We start from the raw sequence: 26,521 nt of genomic DNA, 5'->3' as shown, positions 1-26,521 counted from the left end.
ACACCTGAACAAACTGTGTCCAGAGGCAAGACAATGTCAGAACTTTCTCCAAAACTCACTCACTTAGATGACAGCGGTGCGGCTCATATGGTCGACATTTCGGAGAAAGAGGTTACCTCACGCATTGCCCGTGCAGGCGGTCAGGTAAAAATGCAGCCTGAGACTCTGGACATGATCCTTTCAGGCAACGCCAAGAAAGGCGACGTGCTCGCAACGGCACGCATTGCTGGCATCATGGCGGCCAAGAGAACTCACGAGCTGATCCCGTTGTGCCATCCTCTGGCGCTTTCCAAGGTTCAGGTGGACTTCACACCCAATCCTGAACTGCCAGGAATTGAGATCGAAGTCTTCGCAAAAGTATCCGGCCAGACAGGCATCGAGATGGAAGCACTTACAGCCGCCTCCGTTGCCTGCCTGACAATTTACGACATGGCAAAAGCCGTGGACCGTTCTATGGAGATCGGTGAAATCCGGTTGCTGGAGAAGAAGGGCGGCAAGTCCGGTCACTATTTGGCTGAGGAGGATAACTCCCAATGAGCTTGATCAGTATTGAAGAAGCGCTGGACCGCCTCCTGAAAGATGTGAAGCAGACCGGCACCGAGCAGCTTCCACTACTTGAAGCCGGAGAACGCATTCTGGCAGAAGATGTTGCTGCAACGAGAACGCAGCCTCCATTTTCCGCCTCAGCGATGGATGGATATGCTGTCAAAGCTGCTGATACGGTCGATCCAGAGACTGCTTTGAAGGTCATTGGAGAAGTTGCTGCCGGGCATAACTTCGATGGCACGCTGCAAGCCGGAGAAGCTCTGCGCATCTTTACAGGTGCACCTGTTCCAGCAGGCGTTGACGCGATTTTAATGCAGGAAAACGCCCGCCGTGACGGGGATAACCTGTTTTGCGAGGAAGCCGTTTCTGTTGGTAAGTTCATCCGCCCAGCAGGCCTCGACTTCAAAGAAGGCCAGACCCTCCTGAAGGCAGGTGCCCCACTCGGCTTCCGTGAATTGTCTCTTGCAGGCGCCATGAACCACGCAACCCTGCCAGTACGCAAAAAGCCAGTTGTTGCGATCCTCGCAAATGGTGACGAACTCGTCGAGCCAGGCCAGGTACCGGGCCCGAATCAAATCATAGCGTCCAATCAGGTCGGCATCGCAGAATTCGTCAGAAACTGTGGCGGAACGCCAATGATGCTGGGCATTGCCCCAGATCAGCCTGAGGAAATTGCAGCACGCGTGAAGCAGGCCATTGAAGCGAAAGCCGATGTACTGGTGACACTCGGCGGTGCCTCTGTTGGCGACCACGATCTCATTCAGGACGTGCTGGGCGCTGAAGGCATGGAGCTGGGCTTTTGGCGCATCGCCATGCGCCCGGGCAAGCCCCTCATGGCCGGTGCCCTTGGCCCCATGAAAGTCCTCGGCCTTCCTGGCAATCCAGTCTCCAGCCTTGTATGTGCACTCCTCTTCCTTGGCCCGCTTCTGGATAAGATGTTAGGCCGCACGGTCTCTGTGACAAATCAAGGCGTTACCAAAGCCACATTGGCAGCTGATTTGCCTGCAAATGATATGCGTCAGGATTACCTGCGCGCCAGCCTGGACACAGACGAGCACGGAGATCTGATAGCAACGCCGTTTGGCAAACAAGACTCTTCCATGCTTGCCTTGCTGACAAAAGCAGATGCCCTGATCATTCGCCCACCACACGCACCAGCTGCAAAGGCAGGTGAAAAAGTGGACCTGCTCAAGCTACGCTAAATCCAGTCATCAGGAGTGGGCAACCTCTGCCCACTCACCCACCAGAAACCAAATCCCCCAGTTCTAGCAGGGCTTAACCTCAACAAACCCATTGCAGAACACAATGAGAACAGGTAGAGTACGTTCGTGTTTTGTCCTTCCAATCGCAGAAGTTGAAGTCTTTCAGCTTCTTGGAATTACAAAACCGCGATTGGTCAGGAATGGCCGCTCACTTTCAATCAGCGCCTTAGGAGCGAACGGGGATAAAAGATGCTTACACAGAAGCAACACGAGCTTTTGATGTTCATCCATCAACGCTTGAAGGAAGCCGGTGTTCCGCCTTCCTTCGATGAGATGAAGGACGCGCTGGACCTCCGTTCCAAATCCGGCATTCACCGGCTGATCACAGCTCTGGAAGAGCGCGGCTTCATTCGCCGCTTGCCGAACAGAGCTCGTGCACTTGAAATCCTCAAACTGCCAGACTCCATTTCTCCGGGCCTGAAGCCTGCCGCCAAGGAAAAAGGCTTTGCGCCAGAGGTGATTGAGGGCTCCCTAAGCAAGAAAGTCGCAACCCCACCACGCGCCACATCACCAGACGAAGTGCCGACCCTGGAAATCCCGGTCATGGGCCGCATTGCTGCAGGCGTCCCAATCGAAGCAATCCAGACACAAAGCCATACCATCGCAATGCCTGCTGATCTGATGGGGCGTGGCGAGCATTATGCGCTGGAAGTCAAAGGCGATTCCATGATCGATGCCGGCATCTTCGATGGGGATACCGTGTTGATCAAACGTGGTGACACGGCTGATAACGGCGAAATCGTTGTGGCACTGATTGATGAAGAAGAAGCAACCTTGAAGCGCCTGCGCAAAAAAGGCGCCTCAGTCGCGTTGGAAGCGGCCAACCCCGCCTACGAAACTCGCATCTTCGGCCCGGGCCGCGTCCACGTTCAAGGCAAGATGATTGCGCTCTTCCGCCGCTATTAAATCATTGGTTGCCTGAGGCAATTTTGGATTCCAAGGTCTGCGCTGAGCATCATATGCCCAGCGCACTTTTTTTATTCTTTCCCCGCCCTCAGCACCAGCAGAAAGCCAGATGTAAGCTGAACCGCGCTCTCCGAAAATCTTCTGGTCAATAACCAGCTCAGCCCGGCAAGCCGGAGGCGCCTGAGCCTGTGTGATGACGATGGTGGCAAGACGGCAGTCAGCCTCCAAAACTTCAGCTACTTTAGACTGTGCCAACAGGATCGGCGCAGAGCTTATCCTCCCTCCCTCTGCAGGCTGCTGAGGGAATATCTCAATCACACAGCCGCGCTCATCACAGGACCGATCTGAAGCCCTCACCTTGTGTTGCTTGAACGAACCCGCCGAAACTCCACCAGCACGCAACAGGCTGTCAGCAGCAAACGACATACGTGAGGACGTCAGTCGAAACGCACCATCCTGCCCATAATAAGCAATGTGCTTGCCCGCATCCGCAATCATCAGATCAGGCGCCTTGCCACCGGCAAACATCAGGACACTCACCGTAAATGCCGGAAGTGAAAGCCATTTCAGGCGCAGCGGCATCACACACAGCACGACAATAGCAAAGATCACAAGCAGATACCCTGGAGCGCTGGCAACCCCGAGACTGGTCAGCCCCTCACTGAGTGAGCTCACCCAGTAGGCAGCTTTCAGCACCAGTGCCAACCCAGCCTCCATCCCTTGCAGAAAGAACGCATCCGCACCAAACGGGATCGCCAGCAGGCTCAACAACCCAAGGGGCATAACCACAAAAGTCACCAATGGCATAGCAAGGATATTCCCCAGAACCCCATAAGGCGCAACCTGCTCAAAATGCATCGCCGCAACTGGCCCCGTAGCAGCACCTGCAATCAACGAGGTCAACGCACAAGCTAGAATCCACTTTAAACTTACACGACTAACCTTTTGAAACCATGAGGCATTACTCCTTCGCAAATTATCGCGATCACCGAGCAACCAATCCTTCCCAATCATATAGGCTGAGAGCAAGGCGAGCACTGCAATGAAGGACATCTGAAACCCGGGAGCCAGAATCTCCTCCGGCCTCAGGCTTAAAAGAACAAGGCAAGCCAGCGCCAGACCACGCAAACTGAAGGCCCGCCGACCAAGCAGACCCGCGCATAAAATCATCGCCGCCATCAAAAAAGCTCGCTGCGTTGCGACAGAAGCTCCTGACAAACCAAGATAAACAATCGCCGCAATCAGTGCTGCCACGCTGGCATAAACGTGAATATGTCCTTTCAGCGCAAGCGACTGGCTGAGGGATAGGATCAGGCGGGCACCAAGGAAGACCAGAGAAGTCACAAGACCCATATGCATACCGGAAATAGCAAGCACATGAGCAAGTCCGGCGTTGCGTAACGCATCCTTGTCAGCAGTGGCAAGGTAGTCTCGCTTGCCCACCAGAAGCGCAACAGCAAACGCACTTTCCGCGCTGTTATCCAACACCCGCCGGATCCGCTGCGCTATCCCACTGCGCACACGCTCTATCCCTCGCAGAAAACTTGCGCCCTCTACGGGTGCCACAACAACCGGCTTGGAAAGTGCGTAGCCAACCGCACCAATCCCACTGAAAAACGCAGTGCGGGCAAAGTCATACCCACCGGGGCGCACCGCACCTCCCGGTGGCAACAACCGAGCCTTCAGCTGCATCCTGTCCCCCATCACGGGTGCCTCTTTCATCCCCTTGATGCTGATCCGGATGCGATAAGAAAGAGGAGTTACGCCCTTCTGCGAAAGTGTTGTCACATCTGCAAAAATGACGGAGTAAGCCCCTTTGCCAGAATGCTTTACCCCAGCAACCACACCCTCTACTTTGCGTGTAACCGGCCGCTCCAGCGGGTCACCGCGCGCATACTCCACGCGCAAATCAGCAAGGAAGAACCCGGCAGTAAAGAACAAAAGCGCAGTCAGCCCAACCGTCAATCGCCCAGCTCTCCAACGGCGAAAAGCAAATAATCCCAATAAGATAAAAGAAGTTCCGCTTAAAACACTATAAGGCTCCGCGGGGAGTGAGAAATAAACCAGCACACCAGCCAGATGGCAAAGCGCATACCAGAGGATGCCATGCCCCTTGTTCCAATCCTGCACGAGCGCAGAGCGGGCATAAGTCATGACAGCTGACCAATCCGGCCTCAGCACGAAACCCAGCAGCTTACGTGTCTTTTGGACCACTTCACAAAGCCTAAGGCGCTGTTTTTCTTCAGCAAAACGCGTGCTTGCGTTGCTATGTGCGTTTTTTGCGTTGGTTTGCGTTTTTGTGCGTTGCTGTGTGGCTCGCCCAGCAAGCGCCGTATCGGTCTCAAACGGTGCAGAAGAAAACTTATCCTCCTCAAGGCAAAGCTCACCTATTCTGGGAGCACAGCCACCAGATTGCGTCTTGTCTGAGGATGATTGCCCCTCGCGCACCCTTAAGTCCCTTTCTGCCACTTGGGAACTTTTCAATGCTATGGTACACAGCCCGCAGAGGTACGGCGCCCCGCCGTAATTACCCCAAACTATTCGAAGTAACTTGAAACTTTTCCGGAACACCTATGACTAAACCTGTTGTGACGCGCTTTGCGCCTTCTCCTACTGGCTACCTGCATATTGGCGGCGCCCGTACAGCCCTGTTCAACTGGCTTCTGGCAAAACACAGCGGCGGTAAAATGCTGCTGCGCATTGAAGACACCGATCGCTCCCGCTCCACCGAGGAAGCCGTAGATGCGCTGCTGGACGGTCTGTCCTGGCTGGGCATGGACTGGGACGGCGAGCCGATCTCCCAGTATGGCCGCGTTGACCGCCACCGCGAAGTTGCTGAGCAGATGGTCAAGGACAGCACTGCGTACTACTGCTACTGCTCTCCGGAAGAAGTGAACGAGATGCGCGAGAAGGCCCGCGCAGAAGGTCGCCCGCCGCGTTATGACGGCACCTGGCGTGATCGTGACCCTTCTGAAGCACCAGAAGGCATCGCCCCAGCCATTCGCCTGAAAGCGCCGCTCGAAGGTGACACCATCGTGGAAGATCAGGTTCAGGGCACCGTCAAGTTCGCCAACAAGGATCTGGACGACCTGATCCTCGTGCGTTCTGATGGCAACCCAACCTACATGCTGGCTGTTGTGGTAGACGATCATGACATGGGCATCACCCACATCGTTCGTGGCGATGACCACCTGACCAACGCAGCACGCCAGTCCCTGATCTATAAGGCCCTGAACTGGGATGTCCCGGTCATGGCGCACATTCCGCTGATCTATGGACCAGATGGCGCAAAGCTCTCCAAGCGCCACGGCGCAGTAGGTGCAGAAGCGTACCGGGCTATGGGCTACCTGCCATCCGCCATGCGCAACTATCTGGCACGCCTCGGCTGGTCCCACGGCGATGACGAGATCTTCTCTACCGATCAGATGATCGAGTGGTTCGGTCTGGACGCTGTAGGCAAATCCCCGTCCCGTTTCGACTTCAAGAAGCTGGAAAACCTGAACGCTCACTACATGCGCTCAGAAAGCGATGAGGAGCTGCTCGGCCACTTCCTCACCTATCTGATGGACGTGGAAGGCGGCGCAGACGTCATGGCGTGGATTGCAGGCGACGGAAACCAGGACAAACTGGTTGAAGCTCTGCCTGGCCTGAAAGAGCGCGCAAAGACCCTTGTCGAACTGCAGGAATCTGCACGTTACCTCTGGGTTCAGCGTCCGCTGGATCTGGATGCAAAGGCTGAAAAGATCCTCTCTGACGAGGCACGTGCTGTTCTTGGCAAGGTTCTGGTTGCTCTGGAAGCACTGGACGAGTGGACCGTGGAAAGCACCGAGACTGCCGTTAAGGCAGTGGCTGAAGCAGAAGAGCTGAAACTCGGCAAAGTTGCTCAGCCATTGCGCGCTGCACTCACTGGTCGTGGCACATCCCCAGGCATCTTTGACGTGCTCAAAGTGCTCGGAAAAGACGAATCTTGCGCACGCATTCGTGATCTTTCAGCTTAATTCGCTGAATTCTAAAAGAAACTACCGCTGCAAATACTAGTCATTCGTAGCGGTAGTTACACTTATAGCTAAAAGCATTGGTTGCGGGCGCTTGCCCCATCGCGGCAAATGATATAGGCAGTTCCACGACAACACTCTCCTCCGGGCGGAAACGTCAGATCATGCAGTGTATTCATTTGTACACAAATGAAGCAAGTCGCATGAGGAGATACAAAATGGGGGTTGCCTGATATGAGCGACAAAACAGCGAAACTGACTATTGGAGACAACAGCTGGGACTTTAACGTCCACTCTGGCTCCATGGGCCCTGATGTTCTGGACATCGGTTCGCTTTATAAGCAAACTGATCACTTCACACTGGACCCTGGTTTCACATCAACTGCCTCATGCGAATCCAAGATCACTTACATCGACGGTGACGCAGGCGTTCTGCTTTACCGCGGTTACCCGATTGAACAGCTCGCCGAACACGGCGACTTTTTGGAAAGCTGCTATCTGCTGCTGTACGGCGAACTGCCAACACGCGCAGAGAAGGACGATTTTGTTCATCGTGTAACCTACCACACCATGATCCATGATCAGATGAGCTCTTTCTTCAAGGGTTATCGTCGTGACGCCCACCCAATGGCAGTCATGACCGGTACCGTTGGAGCTCTCTCTTCCTTCTATCATGACAGCACCGACATCTCTGATCCACACCTGCGCATGGTTGCATCCCTGCGCATGATCGCAAAGATGCCGACCATTGCTGCAATGGCCTACAAATACCACGTTGGCCAGCCATTCGTTTACCCAAGAAACGATCTGGACTACGCATCCAACTTCCTGCACATGTGCTTCGCAGTTCCATGTGAGGAATATAAAGTAAATCCGGTTCTGGCACGTGCCATGGACCGTATCTTCATCCTGCACGCTGACCACGAGCAGAATGCTTCCACATCCACCGTACGTCTTGCTGGTTCTTCAGGCGCAAACCCATTTGCATGTATTGCAGCTGGTATTGCATGTCTGTGGGGTCCATCTCATGGCGGTGCGAATGAGGCAGCTCTGAACATGCTCTCCGAAATCGGTTCTGTTGACCGTATTCCTGAGTATGTAGCACGTGCAAAAGACAAGAATGATCCGTTCCGCCTCATGGGCTTCGGTCACCGCGTCTACAAAAACTACGACCCACGCGCGCGCATCATGCAGAAAACCTGTCATGAAGTGCTTGCAGAGCTGGGCCACCAGGACGATCCGCTTCTTGAAGTGGCAATGGAACTGGAAAAAGTTGCTCTCACCGATCCTTACTTCGTTGAGAAGAAGCTTTATCCAAACATTGACTTCTACTCCGGCATCACCCTGCGTGCTCTGGGCTTCCCAACCACCATGTTCACCGTGCTCTTCGCACTGGCTCGTACAGTAGGTTGGATCGCACAGTGGAAGGAAATGATTGAAGATCCTTCCCAGCGTATCGGTCGTCCACGCCAGCTGTACACCGGCTATTCCGAGCGTGATTATCAGCCAATCGACCAGCGCCGCTAAAAACATTCTCCGAAAAACGGATACCGGTTTTCGGGAAGTGTAGCAAAGCTGCTTGAGCTGATAGACAGACTTTAGAAAAAGGAGGCATTTTGCCTCCTTTTTTATTTGAATAGCGCCCATTGCGTTCAACACACGCAAACCATGAGGCGGCTTAATCCTGTTCATGCCTCACCACATCCCTATCCTTGATGTTTGACCAAGTGCCCAGCACTGCCACTGGCATCAGAAAAGGATGTATTGATGCGTCTTGCCCCCCTCCCTGTTTTTGCAGCTTTCACGCTCCTCTCTGCTGGTCTGGCAAGCTATTCCTTAGCAAACACCGACACGACACAAGCCTCCAGGGACGTTGTCTTTTCAAACCTGAGCATGCAGGACGGCACATCAGACAATTCCATCTGCGTTGAGCGTTATGGTGACGGGTACACAGTCTCCCCCTCCAAGGAAGCCCCCAAGCGCACCTACATCAGCGATAAGGGGCACACGGTAACGCTGGTCGATACAAACGAGATCCTGGGACACGGCATTTTTGCAGAGCACGACAGATTCATGATGACGTTTCCCGGCAATAAAGAGGAAGAGATCGAGGTCACTCAGTTCGTAACCGGCCTGATTGGCGGAGACCATTACAGCGGCGTATTCACAGACGGCACATGCACCGGCAAGGTCTTTGTTGGCCCGCTGAAACTGCAGTAAAGCCCGCTCACCACCGTTCCGTTGAACTGACACAGACAGAGACAGAGACAGATATTCTGAGAGGTTCCCCAAACCGAAATGGTTCGGAGCAAAGGGCACATCAGGCTCATCGTCCAACAGCATTTCGCAGCCGCACCAATCCTGACCGTTCAGGCATAAAAGATGGGACGCAACAGGTTTAAAACGAGAGAAAGCATGCGAGTTAAAAAGCTGAAGCAGTCCGGTGTTGTCCTCCTCATCACCTTTGGAATGCTGGGGCCAGCCAGCAGTCAGATCGTCAATCGCGTCAATAAGGCCAATCCATTTTCCGACATGAAGCGCGCGCTTCCAACACGGCAAGTCTTAATTGACAACCTGACAGTCCTGACTGATGCCGTGGGAATTGAGTTTTGCGAGGGACGTTATGGCAAAGGCGGCACCATTTTTCCTGACCGAAACGGGAAACAAGGGCAGTTTATCAGCAAGATGAACGACAAAGTCTCCCTCTACGATCGCAGTGAGTGGCGTCAGGATGGCATTTATGCAGAACACTCAAAACTGCTGATCACCTTCCACAATGCCCCAGACGTAGAGGTCGAGGTGACTGCCTTCATCACCGGCTTCGTCAACTCCAAGATGTTCAGCGGCGTCTTCTCTGATGGCGTCTGTACCGGGCACTTCTCCGTCGTAGCCGCCAAATGATCCCGCAAAACGCTGCTTCGAGAAATTGACTAAATCCGGACAGTCACACGAAACACATTCTTCATCCTAAAGAAAATCAAATTGAACCCAGAGCATTTACATTAACGCAGCAGGACTATTCTTTGCGGGTCGTGAGGCCTGAACAGCAACGAGTGGAAGCTCCCCATGAAGAAGATTTTCTGTGCAGCAACAAGCCTCAGTCCTGTCCTCGACAGATCCGGGACGAGAGGTCAGGCACAGCAGGTTTGAAATGGGAGTAGACATGCGCCTTACAAAACTGAAACAGTCCGGTGTAGCTCTCATCCTCACCATTGGGATGCTGGGGCAAGCTAACGCTCAGATCACCCACCGCGACAACCGGGGCAATCCCTTCACAGACCTGAAACGCCTGTCTGTATCACGGCAGATCGCCATCCAGAACCTGACAGTCCTGACAGATGCAGTTGGTGTTGAGTTCTGTAAAGAGCGCTATGGCAACGGATACACTGTCTACCCCGATCCAAACGGACGGCGCGGACAGTTTGTCAGCGACAAAGGGCACAAATTCTCCCTTTATGCCCGCAGTGAACTGCGCGGTGACGGCATTTATGCCGAACACTCGCAAGTCCTCATCACCTTCCCCAATGATCCGGGCGAAGAAGTCGAGAACACCCAGTTCATAACCGGCTTCGTGAACTCCAAAATCTTCACCGGCGTCTTCTCAGATGGCATCTGCTCCGGGAGGTTCTCTGTCGTCGGCGTCAAATGATCATTTCTGGACAGGCGCAGTTGCCTCAGTCAGCTCAAAACATTTACTGACAGAACTCTCGTTGGTCTTATAGGTGCGAAAGCCAACCGCCTCATAATAACCCAGCCCCTCCGGGTTGGAGGCACCAATCGTGGCATCAATCTTCTCAAGCCCGGCTTGTCTGGCAGCATCAAGCGTTGCAGCAAACAAGGCCCGCCCGACACCGCGGCGCCCTGCACTCGGGCGCACATGGGTGCCGATCATGCCCCAACCCGGCGTCACACCATAAGTGTTGCCCTCTGATGCCCGTTTCAGGATCTGCAGCCCAAGCAGGGTCCCGTCCACATCTTCAACCACAGAACAGCGGATATTATCTGCATGAGCAATGTACTGAGAGATCACATAGGTCTCATCACTCGGCAAACTGCGCTTTCCTAACGCAGCAAGTTCCTGCAAAAAAACGCTGATTTCTTCAGCATCGACCAGAACCGCGTCTCTGACTTTCATAAAAACCTCAAAATCTGTAGCTGACCTGCACACTCATTCTCAAAACAAACACGACAGGCGAAAACCCACGATGCATCAATGCAATGAAGAGCATAGCCTATCATAAGCCCTGGATTTTCCAGCCCCTGCACTGCGTAAATCTTCAGTTTTCACGGATGTTTATGCGTAGTGCATTAGAAACTGGCTAAATCCAGCAGCATCCCCAAAACTCATTCTTCATCCTAAAGAAAATCGAAGCTCAGCAAAAACATCTACGTTAACGCAGCAGGACTACTCTTTGAGCGGTTTTAAGCCTGAAAAATAACAAGTGGTGGCACCCATGAAGAAATATCTCTGTGCAGCAGCAAGCCTTGGCGCAATTGCCTATGTCAGCAGCACGGCCCTGGCAGACGATCACAGTCTGGGCAGTGACAATGAATCCGTCACATTCTCCGAGCTGACATTGGCAGACGGCACGCCTGACGACGGCACCTGCGCAAAACGCTACGGAACAGGTTACAAAACCGCAGACCATCCCGACACGTCTTCACCAAACGCTCAAAAGACGACGACAGAAGGCCACGACATCATCATCTCCTCCACCGGAGGCACCATTGGGGATGGCATCCTGTCCATCGAAAATGAATACGAGATCATCTTCCCCAATGACGAGCACAAAGAAACAATTGATGTGAAGATGTTCGCAACCGGCCTGATTGGCAGCGGAACAGCCTCAGGCGTGTTCTCGGATGGCACGTGCCGCGGCAAGGTCACCATTCAATCGGCCCAGCAGTAGGACCCGAGCCCGATGAAAGCCGCCCTTTGCACAGTCATATCCCTGACAGCCCTGACGCTCACAAGCATCAGCGCAGACGCGATGAGCCTGCGATTGGGGCGCGGCGACAAGTTTTCCGCATTCACCGACCTGTAACTGGTGGACGGAAGTCCGGACAACGGGATCTGCGCGAAAAGATATGCCAATGGCTTCACGGTTAAGAATCATCCAGGCTCCCTCGCAGAGCACCGCAATTTCATCACCTATGAGGGGCATGAGATCAAAATGATCCATATAGGCGGCAGCTTGGAAAGTGGCCTGTACTCAGTGGAGAATGAATACATCATCACCTTCCCGCAGGACATACAAAGCAAACCTGTCAACTTTCAGCTGATGGCAACAGGGATCACAGGCGAAACGCAAGCGACTGGGGTCTTCTCTGACGGGACGTGTCGCGGCTCAACAGTGATGACACTGCTGAAGAAAACACAACTTAAATGATACAACACCGCGTCATACCACCCAACGATACGGGACGGATAGAACAATGAAAACACTGCTCCTGACCACAATCGCCTTCACGGCACTAGCCATCACCAGCACCGCTGCTCTGGCCGTCGCACAAAGGCTGGGGCCCGGCGATAAAACAATCACCTTCTCCAATCTCTCCATGACAGACGGCAGTCCAGATGATGGAACCTGCGAAAAGCGCTACGGTGAAGGTTTCACAACCAAGGATCACCCGGACTCCACCAATGACACGCTTAAACGCGGCACGGACAAAGGCCACGACATTCTGGTCATCGCCATTGGTGGCAGCGTCAGCGGGGGCATCTTCTCAATCGAGAACGAGTACGAGATCATTTTCCCGGGAGATGAAACCAAAACACCTGTTGACGTGGAACTCGCTGCAACAGGTCTGGTCGGCACTCAGGAAGCGTCCGGCGTTTTCTCCGACGGCACCTGCCGCGGAACACTGCACATCAAGGTATTGGACAACTAACATCATACAAAAAGGCCTGAAGATCTCTTCAGGCCTTTAAACTTACAGCTTAAAGCGTCACTTTAAGCATAACACCAAATGACTCTTGGTTTTCAAAGAGCTACACCCATTTAGTGAATCACTTTCAAAAGCACCTAAGCTGAAACTCCAGCCGTTTCCAGAATAATCCGGGCAGCCTTGCCTGCCTGACTTTCGCCTTCAGGCAAACGCATCTTTTCATCAATACGAGAGAACGCGTCCAGCTGCGCCCGCCGCTCTGGACTATCAGACAGCAGCGCAAGTACGGCCTGACTGAGCACTTCAGGGTCCGCTTCGTCCTCAATATATTCCTTGATGCTGTGATCCCCAAGCACAAGGTTGGGCAGCACAATGGTGTCCACCGCAACAATCTTGACGAACCGGTTGATCTGCTTCAGGCGGCGGAAGAACCAGTCCAGCTTGTAAGCTATAACCATAGGCACACCAGCAATCGCCAGCTCCAAAGACACAGTACCGCTGGCCGCAAGCGCTGCATTTGCCTGTCGCAAAGCCGCAAACTTTTCCGCTTCACCCGTCACAATACGCGGCTGCACCTTCCAGGAAGCCACACCATCGCGAATGCGCTGCTCCTGATGAGGCACTGCTGGAATGATCACATCCACATTCGGATCTTGCGCACAAATCAAAGCGACTGCTTCGCCAAACGGCTCCAGCAACCGCGAAACCTCGCTGGTTCGGGAGCCCGGAAGCACCACCAACTGCTTTCTGCCTGCACCGAGTTCTGCGCGCTCCCCCGGAGCCGGCCGCAAATCAGCAAGCCGCTCAATCAACGGATGCCCCACATAATCACAGGGCGGTCCACCAAGGCGCTTGTGAGCCTCAGGCTCAAACGGCAACAGAGCAAGCAGCTGATCCACATATGCCGCCATCTTCTTCGCACGTCCCGGACGCCACGCCCACACAGACGGGCTCACATAGTCCACCACTCGGATATGAGGCGCTTTTTTGCGCACGCGCTTTGCCACATTGTGAGTGAAATCCGGAGAGTCGATGATCAGCAGCAAATCAGGTTGCTCGGCAATAACCGCATCAACGGTTTGATGTACACGGCGAATAATTGTCGGCAAACGTTCCAGCACCGCCGTAATGCCCATCACAGCAATATCATGCAGCGGAAAGATCGACTGCACACCTTGAGTCGCCATGCGCTCACCGCCCAGACCACAGGCTTGTAGACGATCACCAATCGAAGCCCGCAGAGCTTTTATGACTTCCGCGCCGAGCTGATCACCAGACTCTTCACCAACAACAAAGAAAACCTTGAAGGGTTTGACAGCTTCCAAATCGCTCATACCTTAGCGCTCACCAGATTCAAAATCTTCATCACGTGCGCAGCCATAAAGGAAAACACCCAGCTCATCGCAAAGGCGCTCAACCTCATCACGATGCGCAACCAGCACACGCCCAGCCTCAACACACACGCCTTTCAGCTGCGCCTCAGCCGCCTTCTTGATGGTTTGCGGCCCAATCCCCGGCATATCGAGACGAAGGTCCTGCTGAGGCTTAGAACACTTTACAAGCACACCTGCAGCCCCTTTGGACCGGACACGGCCATTGGCACGCAACCCAGCAACACGCTCAAGCATGGCGTCAGTGCCTTCAGCGCCCTCAACAGCAACAACACGTGCACCCACAGCAACAGCACCCTGCCCGATATCCAATCGGCCCACAGCATCCACCGCCTCAATGGCAAGCTTCATATCACTCAGAGCCTTAGCATCCGGCTTCGGCCCTGCCACGTGGCCTGGGCTAGCAACCAGCCCCGGAGCAACTTCATGAGCACCAACCACGTGCAATCCCTCTCGTTCAAATATTCCGGCTACCTTCACCAGCAAATGATCATCACCGCCAACAACAGCCTTGATGATACGCGGCAAACGCCAAATCGTCCCAAAATCACCAAGGATTGATGTGAAATCAGGCCGCTTCCGCACAGCACCGATCAACACCACATCCTGAACGCCGTTAGATTTCAGCGTTGAGAACAGTTTGCCGATCTGCCCCCAGCCAAGTTCAACGGGATTAAACGCAGAAAGGGAGGCATCTGCCTCCCCCTTGATTGCGATGGTCACCACATCGCGACCTTGTTCCATAGCAGACCGAATGACCAGACCGGGCAAATCGCCACCGCCAGCAATCACAGCAATAGGTGCCTGTTTCACCATGAATTCAAAACAGACCCTTATTCACCGGTGTTGCGCGGCGTACAGAAGCGGCGCTTTTCATCTTCAAGCATGAACGACGTCATCGTCTGCACACCTTCAAATTCAGCGTACTTTGTCCGCGCAATGTCTGCACGAGCACGCAACGTACCCTCTTCACTGTTGAAGACCTCCTTATACGCACCGCGCAGGGCGTGGATTTCTTCGCGAGAAAAGTTGCGGCGCTTCAAACCAATCAGGTTCAGCCCTGCAAGACGTGCACGATCACCAATCACAGACCCATAAGGGATCACATCAAACTCAACACCAGTCAGACCGCCAATGATGGAGTGAGCACCCACACGGCACCACTGACGCACAGCAGACAGTCCGCCAAAGATCACATGATCTTCAACCTCAACATGCCCGGCAAGCGTCGCGTTGTTGGCCAAAATAACGTTATTGCCCACAATGCAGTCATGCCCGACATGAGTACCCATCATGAACAGGCCGCCATTCCCAACACGCGTCACACCACCACCGCCGGCAGTGCCAGGGTTCATAGTGGAGTGCTCGCGGATCTGATTGTCTTCGCCGATTTCCAGTAGCGTATCTTCGCCGGAAAACTTCAGATCCTGCGGCTGATGCCCCAAGCTGGCAAACGGGTAGACCTTCGACCGGGCGCCGATCGTTGTCCGTCCAGCGATCACCACATGGGAAACAAGCTCTACATCATCGCCAAGGGTTACCTTGGGACCCACCATGCAGTAAGGACCGATCTTGACATTCTCTCCAAGTACGGCCCCATCCTCGATAATCGCGGTGGGATGAATCTGTTGCATCAATGACCTCAATTCGCCTCGTCAGAATCGACAAGCATTGCGCTGATTTCCGCTTCAGCAACCTTCTGCCCGTCTACCATTGCAACACCTTCAAACTTCCAGATGGTCGCGCGGTTACGAACTTTTTTCACATGAAAGTGCACCTGATCACCAGGAACCACAGGCTTGCGGAACTTACACTTATCAATGGTCATGAAGTAAACCAGAGAAGGCACATCTTTCTTTTCACGACCATGGACGCAAAGCGCACCAGCAGTCTGAGCCATCGCTTCGATAAGCAACACACCTGGCATTACAGGCTGGCTTGGAAAATGCCCCTGAAAATGTGGCTCATTGATGGTTACATTCTTAATACCAACACCTGAGTTGTCGCCGTCCATATCAACGATACGGTCAATCATCAAAAACGGATAACGATGGGGCAAAAGCTCCATAACCCGCATGATATCAGCGCTTTCAAGTGTTCTGGTCTCTACATCACTCATAATAATGCCTCAGCAATATCGGTTTGACTGGCATATGTCTCACTTGGAGCATCTGAGGACACGCCCTCCTCATTCACCAGCCAATCTAGTTAACTATCGGGATCAGATCCCGGGTCTAATCTGTTATTTCTTGCCGCCTTGAGCGGTCAGGCGGCGAAGCGCCGTCATTTCCTTGAACCACTCACGGATCGGCCGTGCCGGTACACCACCATAACGCCCACCTGGCGCCAGATCGTCGTGTACAGCACTTACGCCAGCAACTTGCGCGCCCATTCCAATGCGAACGTGCCCGGAAACACCGGTCTGCCCGCCAAGAACCACATAATCCTCAAGGCTGGAACTTCCAGAAATCCCTACCTGAGAAACAATGACGCAATGCTTTCCGATATTAACGTTGTGACCAACCTGAACCTGATTATCAATCTTGGTTCCATCACCCACAGTCGTATCACGGTTTGCACCGCGGTCTATACAGGAGCCAGCGCCAATTTCAACATCATTTCCTAGCACAACTCGGCCCAGCTGGGGAACCTTGATATGTCCACCTGGCCCCATCGCAAACCCAAAGCCATCCTGCCCTATGCTAACGTTTGGGTGAATAATGACACGATCACCAAGCACTGCGTGCTGCAAACTGGAATTTGCTCCAATGGAGCAGTTCTCGCCCAGCTGACAATTGGCAGCGATCACTGCATTGGGACCAACACGAGATCCAGCCCCAATCACCACATGCGCGCCAATGACAGCACCAACCTCAACAACAACACCTTCACCCAGCTGCGCGCTCTCATCAACAAAAGCCCGCGGACTGACAGACGTCTCGCTGGTTACCGGAAGTGGCCGCATTGCGGTTGGGTAAAGCTCTGCCAGAACTTTCGCCAGTGAGCGGTACGGTTCCTTGGCGAGCAAAGGCACAACGCCGTCAGGCACCTTGTCGACATGCTTTTTGCTCACGAGACAAGCTGTTGCCTTCGTGCTCTCAAGCTGATCCAGATATTTCGGATTATCGATGAACACAAGCGTTCCGGGTACGCCTTCATCCAGAGGAGCAACACCAGTAATGGCAAGCTCACTATCACCACGAACAATCTCCGCCCCAGCCCATTCAGCTACTTGTTTCACTGTTATTGATCGAGCTTCAGGGAAGAAAACCGGGCTAACTTCAGATTGATTTGATGGTTCTGTCATAGGATCCTACAAAAAAACGGCCGCCGAGGGTATCGGCGACCGATTATAATCAAATTTTCACTAGATCAGAAGCGTGTACCACCACTGAGCTTGAATACCTGCGTTTCATCAACATCGTTTTTGAGCACAGGCCAAGCAAAGTCAGCACGCAGCGGCCCAAACGGCGACTGCCACAACACCCCAACACCAACAGAAGCACGAAGATCGAAGTCTTCAGACTGGATACCGCTTCCGATTACAGAAGACAGTTCGCTATCCACACCCCAGAGAGAACCCGCATCAGCGAAGACTGCGCCCGACAATCCAAGTTCTTCAGGGAAGACTGGGAATGGGAACTGACCTTCAACGGTACCTGCAACGTAGTATTTACCACCCAAGGCATCGCCACCGTTTTCATCACGAGGACCATAACCGTTGGTTGCAAAACCACGAATTCTGTCAGGTGAACCCTGGAACTGATCAGTCACGCGCAGACGGTTACCGATAGATTCGATGTAACCGGCAGAACCCTTCACAAAACCAACAAGACCCCATTCAGCGTAGAGCTCTTCAAATGCGCTACCCTTAAACTGACCACGAACATACTGAGACTCTCCGCCGAGACCCGCAACTTCCTGCTCGTAGGAAGCAACATAACCGTCACGTGGGTTCAGGTTGTTGTCCAGAGTATTGTAGACGAGCGAGAAGCCCGCAAGTGAAGTCGTGTACTGCCCAAGGGAGTCACAGACACCCAAAGACACACCAGGCTCACAATCGCTAATGCCAGTAGAGTCACTACGTGTCAGATCGCGCTGGTAGAGCTTGTAGAACAGGTTAAGCGTCAGTTCGTCTTCGCGAAGCGGAAGGCCGAAGTTAATCGCACCACCAGTTGTCTGCTCTTCATAAGCACGGGAGCTGTTCTGATCGTATACGCGGCGGTATACATCCAGACCTGCGGAGATACGACGCCCCATGAAGAACGGCTCAACGAATTTGAACTCATACTTCTGGTTATCGGTACCACCACCAACAGCAGCTTTAACGTACTGACCGCGACCAAGGAAGTTGCGCTCGGTGATGGAGATATCACCAATCACACCGTCAGAGGTGGAGTAACCCACACCGAATGAAACTTCACCGGTTGGCTGCTCTTCAACATCCACGTTGATGATCACACGGTCAGGAGCACTACCCTGCTGACGCGTAATACGCACATTCTGGAAGTAACGCGTGTTGCGCAGACGACGCTCAGCCTTATCCAGAAGGATACGGTTGTAAGCATCACCTTCAGCGAGATCGAATTCGCGGCGGATCACGTACTCACGTGTACGGTCGTTACCACGAACGTTGATACGCTCAACATAAACGCGTGGACCTTCTTCGATCAAATAAGTGATCGAGACTGTCTTGTTCTCATAATCACGCTCACCACGAGGGCGAACCTGAGCAAACGCATAGCCTGCCTTGGAAACTTCCAGCGTCAGAGCTTCAAGCGTCTTTTCAACTTCTAAAGAGTTGTAGGTATCACCAGACTGAGTGCGCAGATACTGGCGCATCGCCTCTGGGTCAACAGCAGACAAGGAGGTATCGATTTCGATATCACCGAACTCGTACTGCTCACCTTCATCAACAGTGAACGTCACGTAGAAGATGTTTTGCTCACGGTCCAGATCTGCAACAGCAGAAACAACGCGGAAGTCAGCGTAACCCTTCTGGTAGTAGAACTGACGCAAAGATTCTTCATCTACATCGAGACGATCAGGATCATAAACATCAGTTGTACGCAACCAGCCGAGGAAGCCACTTTCGCGGGTCTGGATCTGCTCACGCAGGTAGCCGTCGGAGAAGGCTTGGTTACCGATGAAGGAAATACGGGCAACACCCGTCTTATCCCCTTCTTCGATTTCAAAAACCAGATCCACACGGTTATTAGCGCGCTCAATAATCTTCGGCTCAACAGACGCACGATAGCGACCGGAGCGACGATAAGCTTCCAGAAGGTTCTGAGCATCAGACTGAACACGCGCACGTGTCAGCATGGACCGCTCAGAAGAACGAACGACTGATTGCAGAGCTTCGTCTTTCAGTCGCTTGTTACCCTCAAAGGAGATTTTGCCGATAACTGGATTTTCTTTAACATCAACAACAAGAGTGCCGCCGCGTTGCTCGATGGAAACATCAGCAAACAGACCGGTCGCATAAAGCGTGGTCAGGCTCTCGTCGATATCAATTGCAGAAAACGATTTCCCTGGACGGATAGTCAGGTAGTTGCGAACTGTTTCGCTTTCGATGCGCGTTGCACCGTTAACGACAATCTTGTTAACCACCGCGGCCTCAGCAACCCCTGTTCCGATAAACGGAACCCCAACCGGAGCAACTGTACTAGTAGCTGCGACGGCCATTGCCAAAAGCGACACACGTGACAGGTTCTTAAATGACTGCATAGAACTGCTATGCCTTTTATTTTCAGCCTAAAGTTGCATTAGTCCCCTGATCCTCAGATCACTAATGCGCCTCAGGGTAATGGATAGAATCTGAAACACCTAGGAACTTTGTACAAGGTTTTCAGAGTAAAGCAAGGCGACACAACTGGATTTAATGCAATTTGCCCAATCCTTTGCCCAACCTTTGGTTACGCAACTTACCTAAGAGCCGATTATCGACCGCAGATCATTCCAGGTCGCAAAAACCATTAGAAGCAGAACCAGAGTGATTCCTATCCGGAACCCGAAATCCTGCAGTTTTTCACTCAACGGCTTACCCCTTACGATCTCGATGATGTAGTACAGCAGATGCCCGCCATCCAGCATGGGAACAGGCATAAGGTTGAGTAAACCAATAGAAATTGACAAAACTGCGGTAAGGTTAATTAGCGGTAAAATACCATGGGTCGCAACTTGCCCGGAAATTTGCGCTACGCGAATCGGACCACCTAGTTGGTCCGGATCTTCTTTACCGAGGAAAAGACCGCCAATATAACCTAATGTCCTATCAAGAATGTACCATGTCTCTTTTACCCCTTCACCCACGGCTTCCACCGGGCCAAAACGCTTGACTATGATATCTTCCTGAGAAGTATTTCGCTGAATTCCAAGAATTCCAACCTTCTGCGTATTCCCAAAACCATCACTGATTTCCTGTAGTTCTGGCGTTGCAGTAAGGCGCTCGACAGCATCCCCGCGCTCCACATCGATCTGCATCGGAACGCCCGCACTCGCCGTCACGACCCGCTGCACATCATTGAAACTTTCTACTGGATTGCCATCAATCGAGAGGATCAAATCCCCTGGCAAAATGCCGGCCATTTCAGCCGCACTACCAGGTCGCACCTGATCCACACGTGGCAATGTTTCAAATTTTCCTAAAAATCCAAACATTCCTGCAAAGATAAGAATAGCGAGGATAAAATTGGCAATAGGCCCTGCGGCCACAATTGCGGAGCGCTGCCACGGGTTCTTCGCGAAGAACGCAGTCCGGCGCATCTCCTCATCCATTTTGGCTTGCTCATCACGGTCTGGCACGCTTGCAGCATTCTCATCACCTGAGAACTTCACATAGCCACCCAGCGGAATGGCACAGACCTTCCAGCGCGTCCCATGCTTGTCATTGCGACCCAACAGTTCCGGTCCAAACCCGACTGAGAATGCAAGAACCTTCACCCCGCACCAACGCGCGACGAGGAAATGCCCTAGCTCATGGAAGAAAACAACCACAGTAAGCACAGCCAAGAAGGGAATGATGACTCCGAGCGAACCACCAAGAACTGAACTCAGAACGTCCATGCGAACAGCCTTACCTTATTTTTTAAAGGAAGCGCCGGATTAGGCGGCCATCTTCCCAATAACTTCGTTTGCAACTCGACGCGCTACCTGATCCAACTGAAGAATCTCCTCCAGCTGATCTGAACAATCTAGCATATTTTGCGTATGAAGCCGATTCAGAACATCCTCAAGAAGCTCTGGGATCTGGAGGAAGCCGATCTTCCGTCCAAGGAAGGCTTCCACCGCCACTTCGTCAGCTGCGTTAAAAATCGTCCCTGCCCCATCGCCAAGTTCCATCACTTTACGTGCAAGTGACAGCGCAGGAAAACGCTCAAAATCAGGCTTTTCAAAGTCCAGACGCCCAATCATCCCCAGATCAAGATCCGCAACCGGAGCCGTCTTTCGGGTTGGGTATGCCAGACAATGAGCAATTGGCCCGCACATGTCCGGAACCGCCATATGGGCCAATAATGACCCATCACAATATCTAACCATGCCATGGACAATTGATTGTGGATGGACAACCACATCCAGCTGATCAGCGGTAATAGGGAACAGATGATAGGCTTCAATCAGCTCAAGACCTTTGTTCACCATCGAAGCACTATCAATGGTAATCCGCCGCCCCATGGACCAGTTTGGATGCTTCAGCGCCACCTCAGGCGTCGCAACACGCATCTCATCCAGTGTCGATGTTCGGAATGGTCCACCGGAAGCTGTGACAATCACTTTGTCGACAGCTTTGGGGTCATCCTGATCAAACACCTGAAAAATAGCATTATGCTCTGAATCCATCGGCAGCAGTTTGGAGCCATGCTTTTCAGCCAGCTCACACACAATCGTGCCTGCACACACCATGGTTTCTTTGTTGGCAAGAGCGATATTGCTGCCTGCCTTGATCCCCTCAATGGTCGGCTCCAGCCCTGCGGCTCCCACCATAGCAGAAACCAGCACATCCACCTTCTGGCTAGCCGCCTCCAGCACAGCCTCACGACCAGCAGAAACCTCAACGCCAGTACCGGCGAGTGCCGCTTTAAGATCTTCGTATTTGGAGGCATCACCAATGACCGCACGCTTTGCGCCAGTCTCCCGGCACGCCTTCGCAAGCGCATCAACATTGCGGCCTGCAACAAGTGCATTGACGTCATAACGCTCAGGGCTGTGCGCAATAACTTTGAGCGTACTGGCTCCAACCGATCCGGTTGCTCCCAACACACTGAGAGATTTTGTCATATCAACAACCCTTGCAAATCAACAGAACCGTGGGCGAAGCACAAAAATCAGCAGTATCAGGATGCAAACAGCATCAACCCTGCATTTGGATCGAACAGCTGACCGCCAAACACTACACCAACCACATAAGCAAACACAGCGGCAGCGACAAGGCCATCAACGCGATCAAGCAGCCCACCATGCCCGGGAATAAGGCGACTGGAGTCTTTCACCTTAAAGCGGCGCTTCATGGAGCTTTCAAACAGGTCTCCAAGCTGAGAGACTGCAGAAAGAACAACAGCAAGCCCCAAAGCCCAGACCAGCTGAGAACCACCTGCAACAGCAACAAAGCCCATTCCTAAAAGCGAAGAAAAAACCACGCCACCAATAGCACCGCTCCAGGTTTTGTTTGGAGAAACAGCAGGCCAAAGCTTAGGTCCGCCAAAGCTGCGACCACACACATAGGCCGCAATATCGGTTCCCCAGACCACAAGGAAGAGATAGATGATGAAGAAAAGCCCTTCATCCCCTTCCCGCAGCGCAAGCAATGAGACAAAGGTCAGGCCAGCGTAAACGTAGCCCTCACTCACCCAGCGCGCCGTCCGGTCAAAACCGCCAGCACCGTAAAGTACCGCGGCGCCAGCAATCAGCGCTCCGGCAATCCAGAGCGGTTGCGCCTGAAAGTAACTAAAGCCAATGAAGAGGAGAAACAGATAGCCCAGCAGCACAACAGGTCGCTGAGTGTTTTGCAAAATGATCTTGTACCATTCCCAGTAAACAATCAGCATGCCAACAAGCACGAGGCCAGCAAACCAGAAGCCACCTGCCCATGTCAGCGCCAGCGCGACAGGAGCAAGAATAACTGCAGAAAGAGCGCGTACCAGCAAATCAGGATTTGCATTTAGCACGCGCCGGATAATTCCTCCGGAAGCGCCTTCAGAATTGTTCTGATTGTTTTTGTCAGGCATTACGTCCCAGTCGCGTCAGAGCTCAAACCCCCATACCGCCGGTCACGGTTAGAGAACGCCAGCAAAGCATCATCAAAAGCATCAGAGTTAAACTCAGGCCAGGGCGTCGGAGCAAAATAAAATTCGGCATAAGCAGCCTGCCACAACAGGAAGTTGGAAAGTCTCTGCTCTCCCCCTGTGCGGACTATGAGGTCTGGATCCGGAATATCACGGGTATCCAGACAAGTGCTGACATCATCCTCCCCAATGTCAGCAGCTCTCAACTCACCAGCTTCCACGCGCTGCGCCAGTTGCCGTGCAGCTCGGACAAACTCGTCCCGCGCTCCGTAGTTAAAAGCAATAACCAGCACCAGCCCGGTACAATGAGCGGTCTCTCGTTCCGCATCATTAAGCAGGGTCAGCATAGATTTATCGAGATTTTCTTTGGACCCGATGACACGAACCCTCACATTAGTCTTGGTGAGTTCCTTAATGTCATCGCGTACAAACCGGCGCAGCAAGGCCAGCAGGAAAGAAACTTCCTGTTGCGGGCGCGCCCAGTTCTCAGAAGAAAAGCTAAAAAGCGTCAGGTAGGAGATCCCGCGCTTTTGTGCGTGTTTAACGGCTTCGCGCAGTGTTTTCACACCGCGCCGATGCCCTTCAGTGCGCGGAAGGCCCCGGCGAGTTGCCCAACGGCCATTACCATCCATAATGATGGCGACGTGACGAGGCACACTCAAAAGTCCGATTTCGGAATTTGCATCAACCGCCTCAAATTCAACGCTCGCCGCCATATAGCCCCCGCTTGCAAACAGGATTAAACCTGCTTGATTTCCTGTTCTTTTTTGGCAAGTACAGAATCAACTTCACCAATAATGTCGTCAGTCATCTTCTGAACCCTGTCAGAAGCTGACCGCGCATCGTCTTCCCCCATCTCACCAGCTTTTTCGAGCTTTTTGATGGTTTCCATGCCATCGCGGCGAACATGACGTGCAGCGATCTTCGCTTGCTCGGCAAATTTATGCGCAACTTTGACAAGTTCTTGACGACGCTCTTCATTAAGCTCAGGAATTGGCAAACGCAGCACCATGCCATCCACAACCGGGTTCAGACCAAGGCTGGATTCACGGATAGCTTTTTCAGTGGCCTGCATCATGGAACGATCCCAGACCTGAACAGAAATCATGCGCGGCTCTGGAACACTGACTGTCGCGACCTGGTTGATCGGCATTGGAGCGCCATAAGCCTCCACAGTGATTGTGTCCAGCATACTTGCAGAAGCACGACCAGTACGAAGACCAGCAAATTCATGCTTCAAAGCTGTGATCGCACCATTCATGCGGCGGTCAAGATCGTCATAGTCCAGCTCTGACATAATTTCCTCTTTCACCTATCATTTTAACGGACCGGCATTCCAAAACTAAAAACCGGCCCGGGTCAAAATCCGACAGTTAAGACACCAGCTGGTGTCTGTTAGTCTTCAATGACCGTAAACAGCCCCTGCCCGCGCAGCACATTAACAAGCGCGCTGGAGGTCTTGATGGAAAAGACAACTACAGGAATAGAGTTGTCCCGGGCAAGTGCAATCGCGGTCGCATCCATGACTTTAAGGTTCTTTTCAAGAACTTCCCCCGGTGTAAGCGTGTCAAAACGCTTTGCATCAGGCTTAAGCTTAGGATCAGCGTCATAAACGCCATCAACACTGGTACCCTTGAGGAACACATCACACTGCATCTCTGCCGCACGCAGTGCCGCACCAGAATCAGTGGTAAAGAACGGATTGCCCGTACCACCGGCAAACAGAATAACGTCCCCGTCTTCCATGTAACGCTCTGCGCCGCGCTGAGTAAAGCTCTCACAAATCGACGGCACCGGAACAGCGGAAAGCACACGCGCCTGAATACCGCGCTGACGAAGCGCATCGGCAAGCGTGAGCGAATTCATAATGGTTGCCAGCATACCCATATGGTCGCCGGTAACACGGTTTGCGCCTTTGGCTGCCAGAGCCACACCGCGGAAGATGTTACCGCCACCAACAACAATGCCGAACTGGGCACCCAGATTTACAGCCTCTGAAATTTCCGCTGCTACCCGTTCAACCACCTTTGGATCGATACCAAAGTCCTGGTCGCCCATCAGCGCTTCCCCTGAAAGTTTCAGAAGAACTCGTTTCCAGCGAACACCCTCAGACATAGTAAACCTCTTTTCATGCATCCAGATACAAAGAGGGCGTCGACTGAGTCGACGCCCTCAATAAATTAGTTACCAGCAGCAGCAGCAACTTCAGCTGCGAAGTCTGATTCTTCTTTTTCAATACCTTCACCAAGGGCGATGCGAACAAAGCCGGTGAGTTTGATTGGAGAACCGATTTCTTTAGCTGTTTCTTCAACGGCCTTCTCTACAGTCAGATCAGGGTTGATAACGAAAGACTGCTTAACCAGTGTAACTTCTTCATAGAACTTACGCAGGCGACCTTCAACCATCTTCTCGATGATGCTTTCAGGCTTACCAGACTCACGAGCCTGTTCCATGTAAACAGTGCGCTCACGCTCAACAGCGTCCGCGTCCAGCTCGTCAGTGTTCAGTGCCATTGGGTTGGTCGCTGCAACGTGCATTGCAATCTGTTTACCCAAAGCTGCCAGCTTGTCTGCATCACCTGCAGATTCAAGAGCAACCAGAACACCGATTTTGCCAAGGCCGTCGCCAGCAGCGTTGTGCATGTAAGAAGCAACAACACCTTCAGAAACAGACAGACCAGCAGAACGACGAAGGGTCATGTTTTCACCGATGGTGCCAACAGCTTCCTTCAGCTCGCCTTCAACGCTCTTATCAGAACCTGGGTAAGGTGCTGCAGCAAGCTTCTCAACGTCACCATCAACAGTAAGCGCGGTTGCAGCGATATCGCGAACCAGCTTCTGGAAGTTTTCGTTACGAGCAACGAAGTCTGTTTCGGAGTTAACCTCAACAACAACAGCTTTGTTGCCATCTGCAGCAACTGCGACAAGACCTTCAGCCGCAACACGGCCAGCCTTCTTAGCAGCCTTTGCAAGGCCTTTGGTACGCAGCCAGTCAACAGCTGCTTCCATATCACCGCCTGTTTCTTTCAGGGCAGCTTTACAATCCATCATGCCAGCACCGCTTGTTTCGCGGAGCTCTTTTACCATAGCAGCGGTAATGCTCATCGTACGCCTCATGGACGGGAGTGTGTCATAAAAAAATCAGAGGAAGCCGACTTCCCTGCGGATTCATCCGATTTATCGCATAGCGACCGTGACCCTTCGCAGTAAAACAGACGAAAAATCACATAAAAACTGGAGGGGAAGCGC

The 26,521-nt window shown here is 52.8% G+C and carries 27 protein-coding genes; 12 read left to right on the top strand and 15 right to left on the bottom strand.

Annotation, left to right across the window (positions count from 1 at the left end; all coding sequences use genetic code 11):
• Positions 1-33 precede the first annotated feature (33 nt).
• The 3 genes from moaC to lexA all read left to right on the top strand — a co-directional run bounded on the left by moaC (position 34) and on the right by lexA (position 2,714).
• The gene (moaC, locus tag DHN43_RS19845) at positions 34-537 is read left to right on the top strand and encodes a cyclic pyranopterin monophosphate synthase MoaC (RefSeq protein ID WP_057465509.1); all 504 of its coding nucleotides are present in this window, start codon (positions 34-36) and stop codon (positions 535-537) included.
• Positions 534-1,748, top strand: coding sequence for a molybdopterin molybdotransferase MoeA (locus DHN43_RS19840; protein WP_108819774.1), 1,215 nt, complete (start codon positions 534-536; stop codon positions 1,746-1,748). Before moaC ends, DHN43_RS19840 begins: the two co-directional genes overlap by 4 nt.
• 249 nt (positions 1,749-1,997) lie before the next feature.
• Positions 1,998-2,714 carry a transcriptional repressor LexA gene (gene lexA, locus DHN43_RS19835; protein ID WP_108819773.1) on the top strand — a complete coding sequence of 239 codons (717 nt, stop codon included), beginning with the start codon at positions 1,998-2,000 and terminating at the stop codon, positions 2,712-2,714.
• Here the strand turns inward: lexA and DHN43_RS19830 are convergent.
• Positions 2,610-5,162: a ComEC/Rec2 family competence protein gene (locus tag DHN43_RS19830; protein WP_108819772.1), complete on the bottom strand. Its 2,553-nt coding sequence runs from the start codon at positions 5,160-5,162 to the stop codon at positions 2,610-2,612. The two genes, lexA and DHN43_RS19830, sit on opposite strands and share 105 nt — an antisense overlap.
• Before the next feature lie 125 nt (positions 5,163-5,287).
• Between DHN43_RS19830 and gltX the strand changes: the two genes are divergently transcribed.
• From gltX to DHN43_RS19805, 5 genes are all read left to right on the top strand, one after another.
• A complete protein-coding gene (gene gltX, locus DHN43_RS19825) occupies positions 5,288-6,712 on the top strand; it encodes a glutamate--tRNA ligase (RefSeq protein ID WP_108819771.1) in 1,425 nt (474 codons plus the stop codon).
• 231 nt (positions 6,713-6,943) lie between these two features.
• Positions 6,944-8,236 carry a citrate synthase gene (gltA, locus tag DHN43_RS19820; RefSeq protein WP_057465514.1) on the top strand — a complete coding sequence of 431 codons (1,293 nt, stop codon included), beginning with the start codon at positions 6,944-6,946 and terminating at the stop codon, positions 8,234-8,236.
• Between the two features lie 240 nt (positions 8,237-8,476).
• Complete coding sequence (locus DHN43_RS19815) at positions 8,477-8,929, top strand: hypothetical protein (protein ID WP_063305280.1); 453 nt, start codon at positions 8,477-8,479, stop codon at positions 8,927-8,929.
• 195 nt (positions 8,930-9,124) lie between these two features.
• A complete protein-coding gene (locus DHN43_RS19810) occupies positions 9,125-9,610 on the top strand; it encodes a hypothetical protein (protein WP_108819864.1) in 486 nt (161 codons plus the stop codon).
• A gap of 262 nt (positions 9,611-9,872) precedes the next feature.
• Complete coding sequence (locus tag DHN43_RS19805) at positions 9,873-10,358, top strand: hypothetical protein (RefSeq protein WP_108819770.1); 486 nt, start codon at positions 9,873-9,875, stop codon at positions 10,356-10,358.
• Here DHN43_RS19805 and DHN43_RS19800 read toward each other — a convergent pair whose 3' ends face one another.
• Positions 10,359-10,844, bottom strand: coding sequence for a GNAT family N-acetyltransferase (locus tag DHN43_RS19800; RefSeq protein ID WP_108819769.1), 486 nt, complete (start codon positions 10,842-10,844; stop codon positions 10,359-10,361).
• Between the two features lie 319 nt (positions 10,845-11,163).
• Between DHN43_RS19800 and DHN43_RS19790 the strand changes: the two genes are divergently transcribed.
• The 4 genes from DHN43_RS19790 to DHN43_RS19780 all read left to right on the top strand — a co-directional run bounded on the left by DHN43_RS19790 (position 11,164) and on the right by DHN43_RS19780 (position 12,601).
• Positions 11,164-11,619, top strand: coding sequence for a hypothetical protein (locus DHN43_RS19790; protein ID WP_063307600.1), 456 nt, complete (start codon positions 11,164-11,166; stop codon positions 11,617-11,619).
• A gap of 12 nt (positions 11,620-11,631) precedes the next feature.
• Positions 11,632-11,754, top strand: coding sequence for a hypothetical protein (locus DHN43_RS27545; RefSeq protein WP_256387188.1), 123 nt, complete (start codon positions 11,632-11,634; stop codon positions 11,752-11,754).
• Positions 11,755-11,883: 129 nt separating this feature from the next.
• Positions 11,884-12,099 carry a hypothetical protein gene (locus DHN43_RS27305; RefSeq protein WP_208995514.1) on the top strand — a complete coding sequence of 72 codons (216 nt, stop codon included), beginning with the start codon at positions 11,884-11,886 and terminating at the stop codon, positions 12,097-12,099.
• Positions 12,100-12,145: 46 nt separating this feature from the next.
• Positions 12,146-12,601 carry a hypothetical protein gene (locus DHN43_RS19780; protein WP_108819768.1) on the top strand — a complete coding sequence of 152 codons (456 nt, stop codon included), beginning with the start codon at positions 12,146-12,148 and terminating at the stop codon, positions 12,599-12,601.
• A gap of 134 nt (positions 12,602-12,735) precedes the next feature.
• Here DHN43_RS19780 and lpxB read toward each other — a convergent pair whose 3' ends face one another.
• The 13 genes from lpxB to tsf form a co-directional block, all read right to left on the bottom strand.
• On the bottom strand, positions 12,736-13,932 hold the full coding sequence (lpxB, locus tag DHN43_RS19775) for a lipid-A-disaccharide synthase (RefSeq protein ID WP_108819767.1): 1,197 nt from the start codon (positions 13,930-13,932) through the stop codon (positions 12,736-12,738).
• A 3-nt stretch (positions 13,933-13,935) separates the two neighbouring features.
• The gene (locus DHN43_RS19770) at positions 13,936-14,805 is read right to left on the bottom strand and encodes an LpxI family protein (RefSeq protein ID WP_108819766.1); all 870 of its coding nucleotides are present in this window, start codon (positions 14,803-14,805) and stop codon (positions 13,936-13,938) included.
• Positions 14,806-14,822: 17 nt separating this feature from the next.
• Positions 14,823-15,623, bottom strand: a complete 801-nt coding sequence (gene lpxA, locus DHN43_RS19765; protein WP_057465522.1) for an acyl-ACP--UDP-N-acetylglucosamine O-acyltransferase — start codon at positions 15,621-15,623, stop codon at positions 14,823-14,825.
• 8 nt (positions 15,624-15,631) lie between these two features.
• The gene (fabZ, locus tag DHN43_RS19760; RefSeq protein WP_063289006.1) at positions 15,632-16,108 is read right to left on the bottom strand and encodes a 3-hydroxyacyl-ACP dehydratase FabZ; all 477 of its coding nucleotides are present in this window, start codon (positions 16,106-16,108) and stop codon (positions 15,632-15,634) included.
• Positions 16,109-16,231: 123 nt separating this feature from the next.
• The gene (gene lpxD, locus DHN43_RS19755) at positions 16,232-17,296 is read right to left on the bottom strand and encodes a UDP-3-O-(3-hydroxymyristoyl)glucosamine N-acyltransferase (RefSeq protein WP_063307603.1); all 1,065 of its coding nucleotides are present in this window, start codon (positions 17,294-17,296) and stop codon (positions 16,232-16,234) included.
• 65 nt (positions 17,297-17,361) lie between these two features.
• Positions 17,362-19,719, bottom strand: coding sequence for an outer membrane protein assembly factor BamA (gene bamA, locus DHN43_RS19750; protein WP_108819765.1), 2,358 nt, complete (start codon positions 19,717-19,719; stop codon positions 17,362-17,364).
• Positions 19,720-19,920: 201 nt separating this feature from the next.
• On the bottom strand, positions 19,921-21,057 hold the full coding sequence (rseP, locus tag DHN43_RS19745; RefSeq protein WP_063292464.1) for an RIP metalloprotease RseP: 1,137 nt from the start codon (positions 21,055-21,057) through the stop codon (positions 19,921-19,923).
• A gap of 39 nt (positions 21,058-21,096) precedes the next feature.
• Complete coding sequence (gene dxr / locus DHN43_RS19740; RefSeq protein ID WP_108819764.1) at positions 21,097-22,269, bottom strand: 1-deoxy-D-xylulose-5-phosphate reductoisomerase; 1,173 nt, start codon at positions 22,267-22,269, stop codon at positions 21,097-21,099.
• 56 nt (positions 22,270-22,325) lie between these two features.
• On the bottom strand, positions 22,326-23,216 hold the full coding sequence (locus DHN43_RS19735; RefSeq protein WP_108819763.1) for a phosphatidate cytidylyltransferase: 891 nt from the start codon (positions 23,214-23,216) through the stop codon (positions 22,326-22,328).
• Entirely contained in the window at positions 23,216-23,989 is a 774-nt protein-coding gene (locus tag DHN43_RS19730; RefSeq protein ID WP_063289012.1) for an isoprenyl transferase, read from the bottom strand. The genes DHN43_RS19735 and DHN43_RS19730 overlap by 1 nt, the downstream gene beginning before the upstream one ends.
• A 23-nt stretch (positions 23,990-24,012) precedes the next feature.
• Complete coding sequence (gene frr / locus DHN43_RS19725) at positions 24,013-24,570, bottom strand: ribosome recycling factor (protein WP_057465533.1); 558 nt, start codon at positions 24,568-24,570, stop codon at positions 24,013-24,015.
• A gap of 98 nt (positions 24,571-24,668) precedes the next feature.
• Positions 24,669-25,388, bottom strand: a complete 720-nt coding sequence (pyrH, locus tag DHN43_RS19720) for a UMP kinase (RefSeq protein ID WP_057465535.1) — start codon at positions 25,386-25,388, stop codon at positions 24,669-24,671.
• Between the two features lie 65 nt (positions 25,389-25,453).
• Positions 25,454-26,377 (bottom strand): translation elongation factor Ts, encoded by a 924-nt coding sequence (gene tsf / locus DHN43_RS19715; protein WP_063289013.1) that lies wholly within the window; start codon positions 26,375-26,377, stop codon positions 25,454-25,456.
• Between the last annotated feature and the right edge of the window lie 144 nt (positions 26,378-26,521).

Origin of the sequence: Pseudovibrio sp. Alg231-02 (assembly GCF_900143565.1) — a bacterium.
Classification (GTDB): Bacteria; Pseudomonadota; Alphaproteobacteria; order Rhizobiales; family Stappiaceae; genus Pseudovibrio.
Note: the sequence above shows the minus strand (reverse complement) of the source record. Positions and strands in the feature narration are given on the sequence as shown.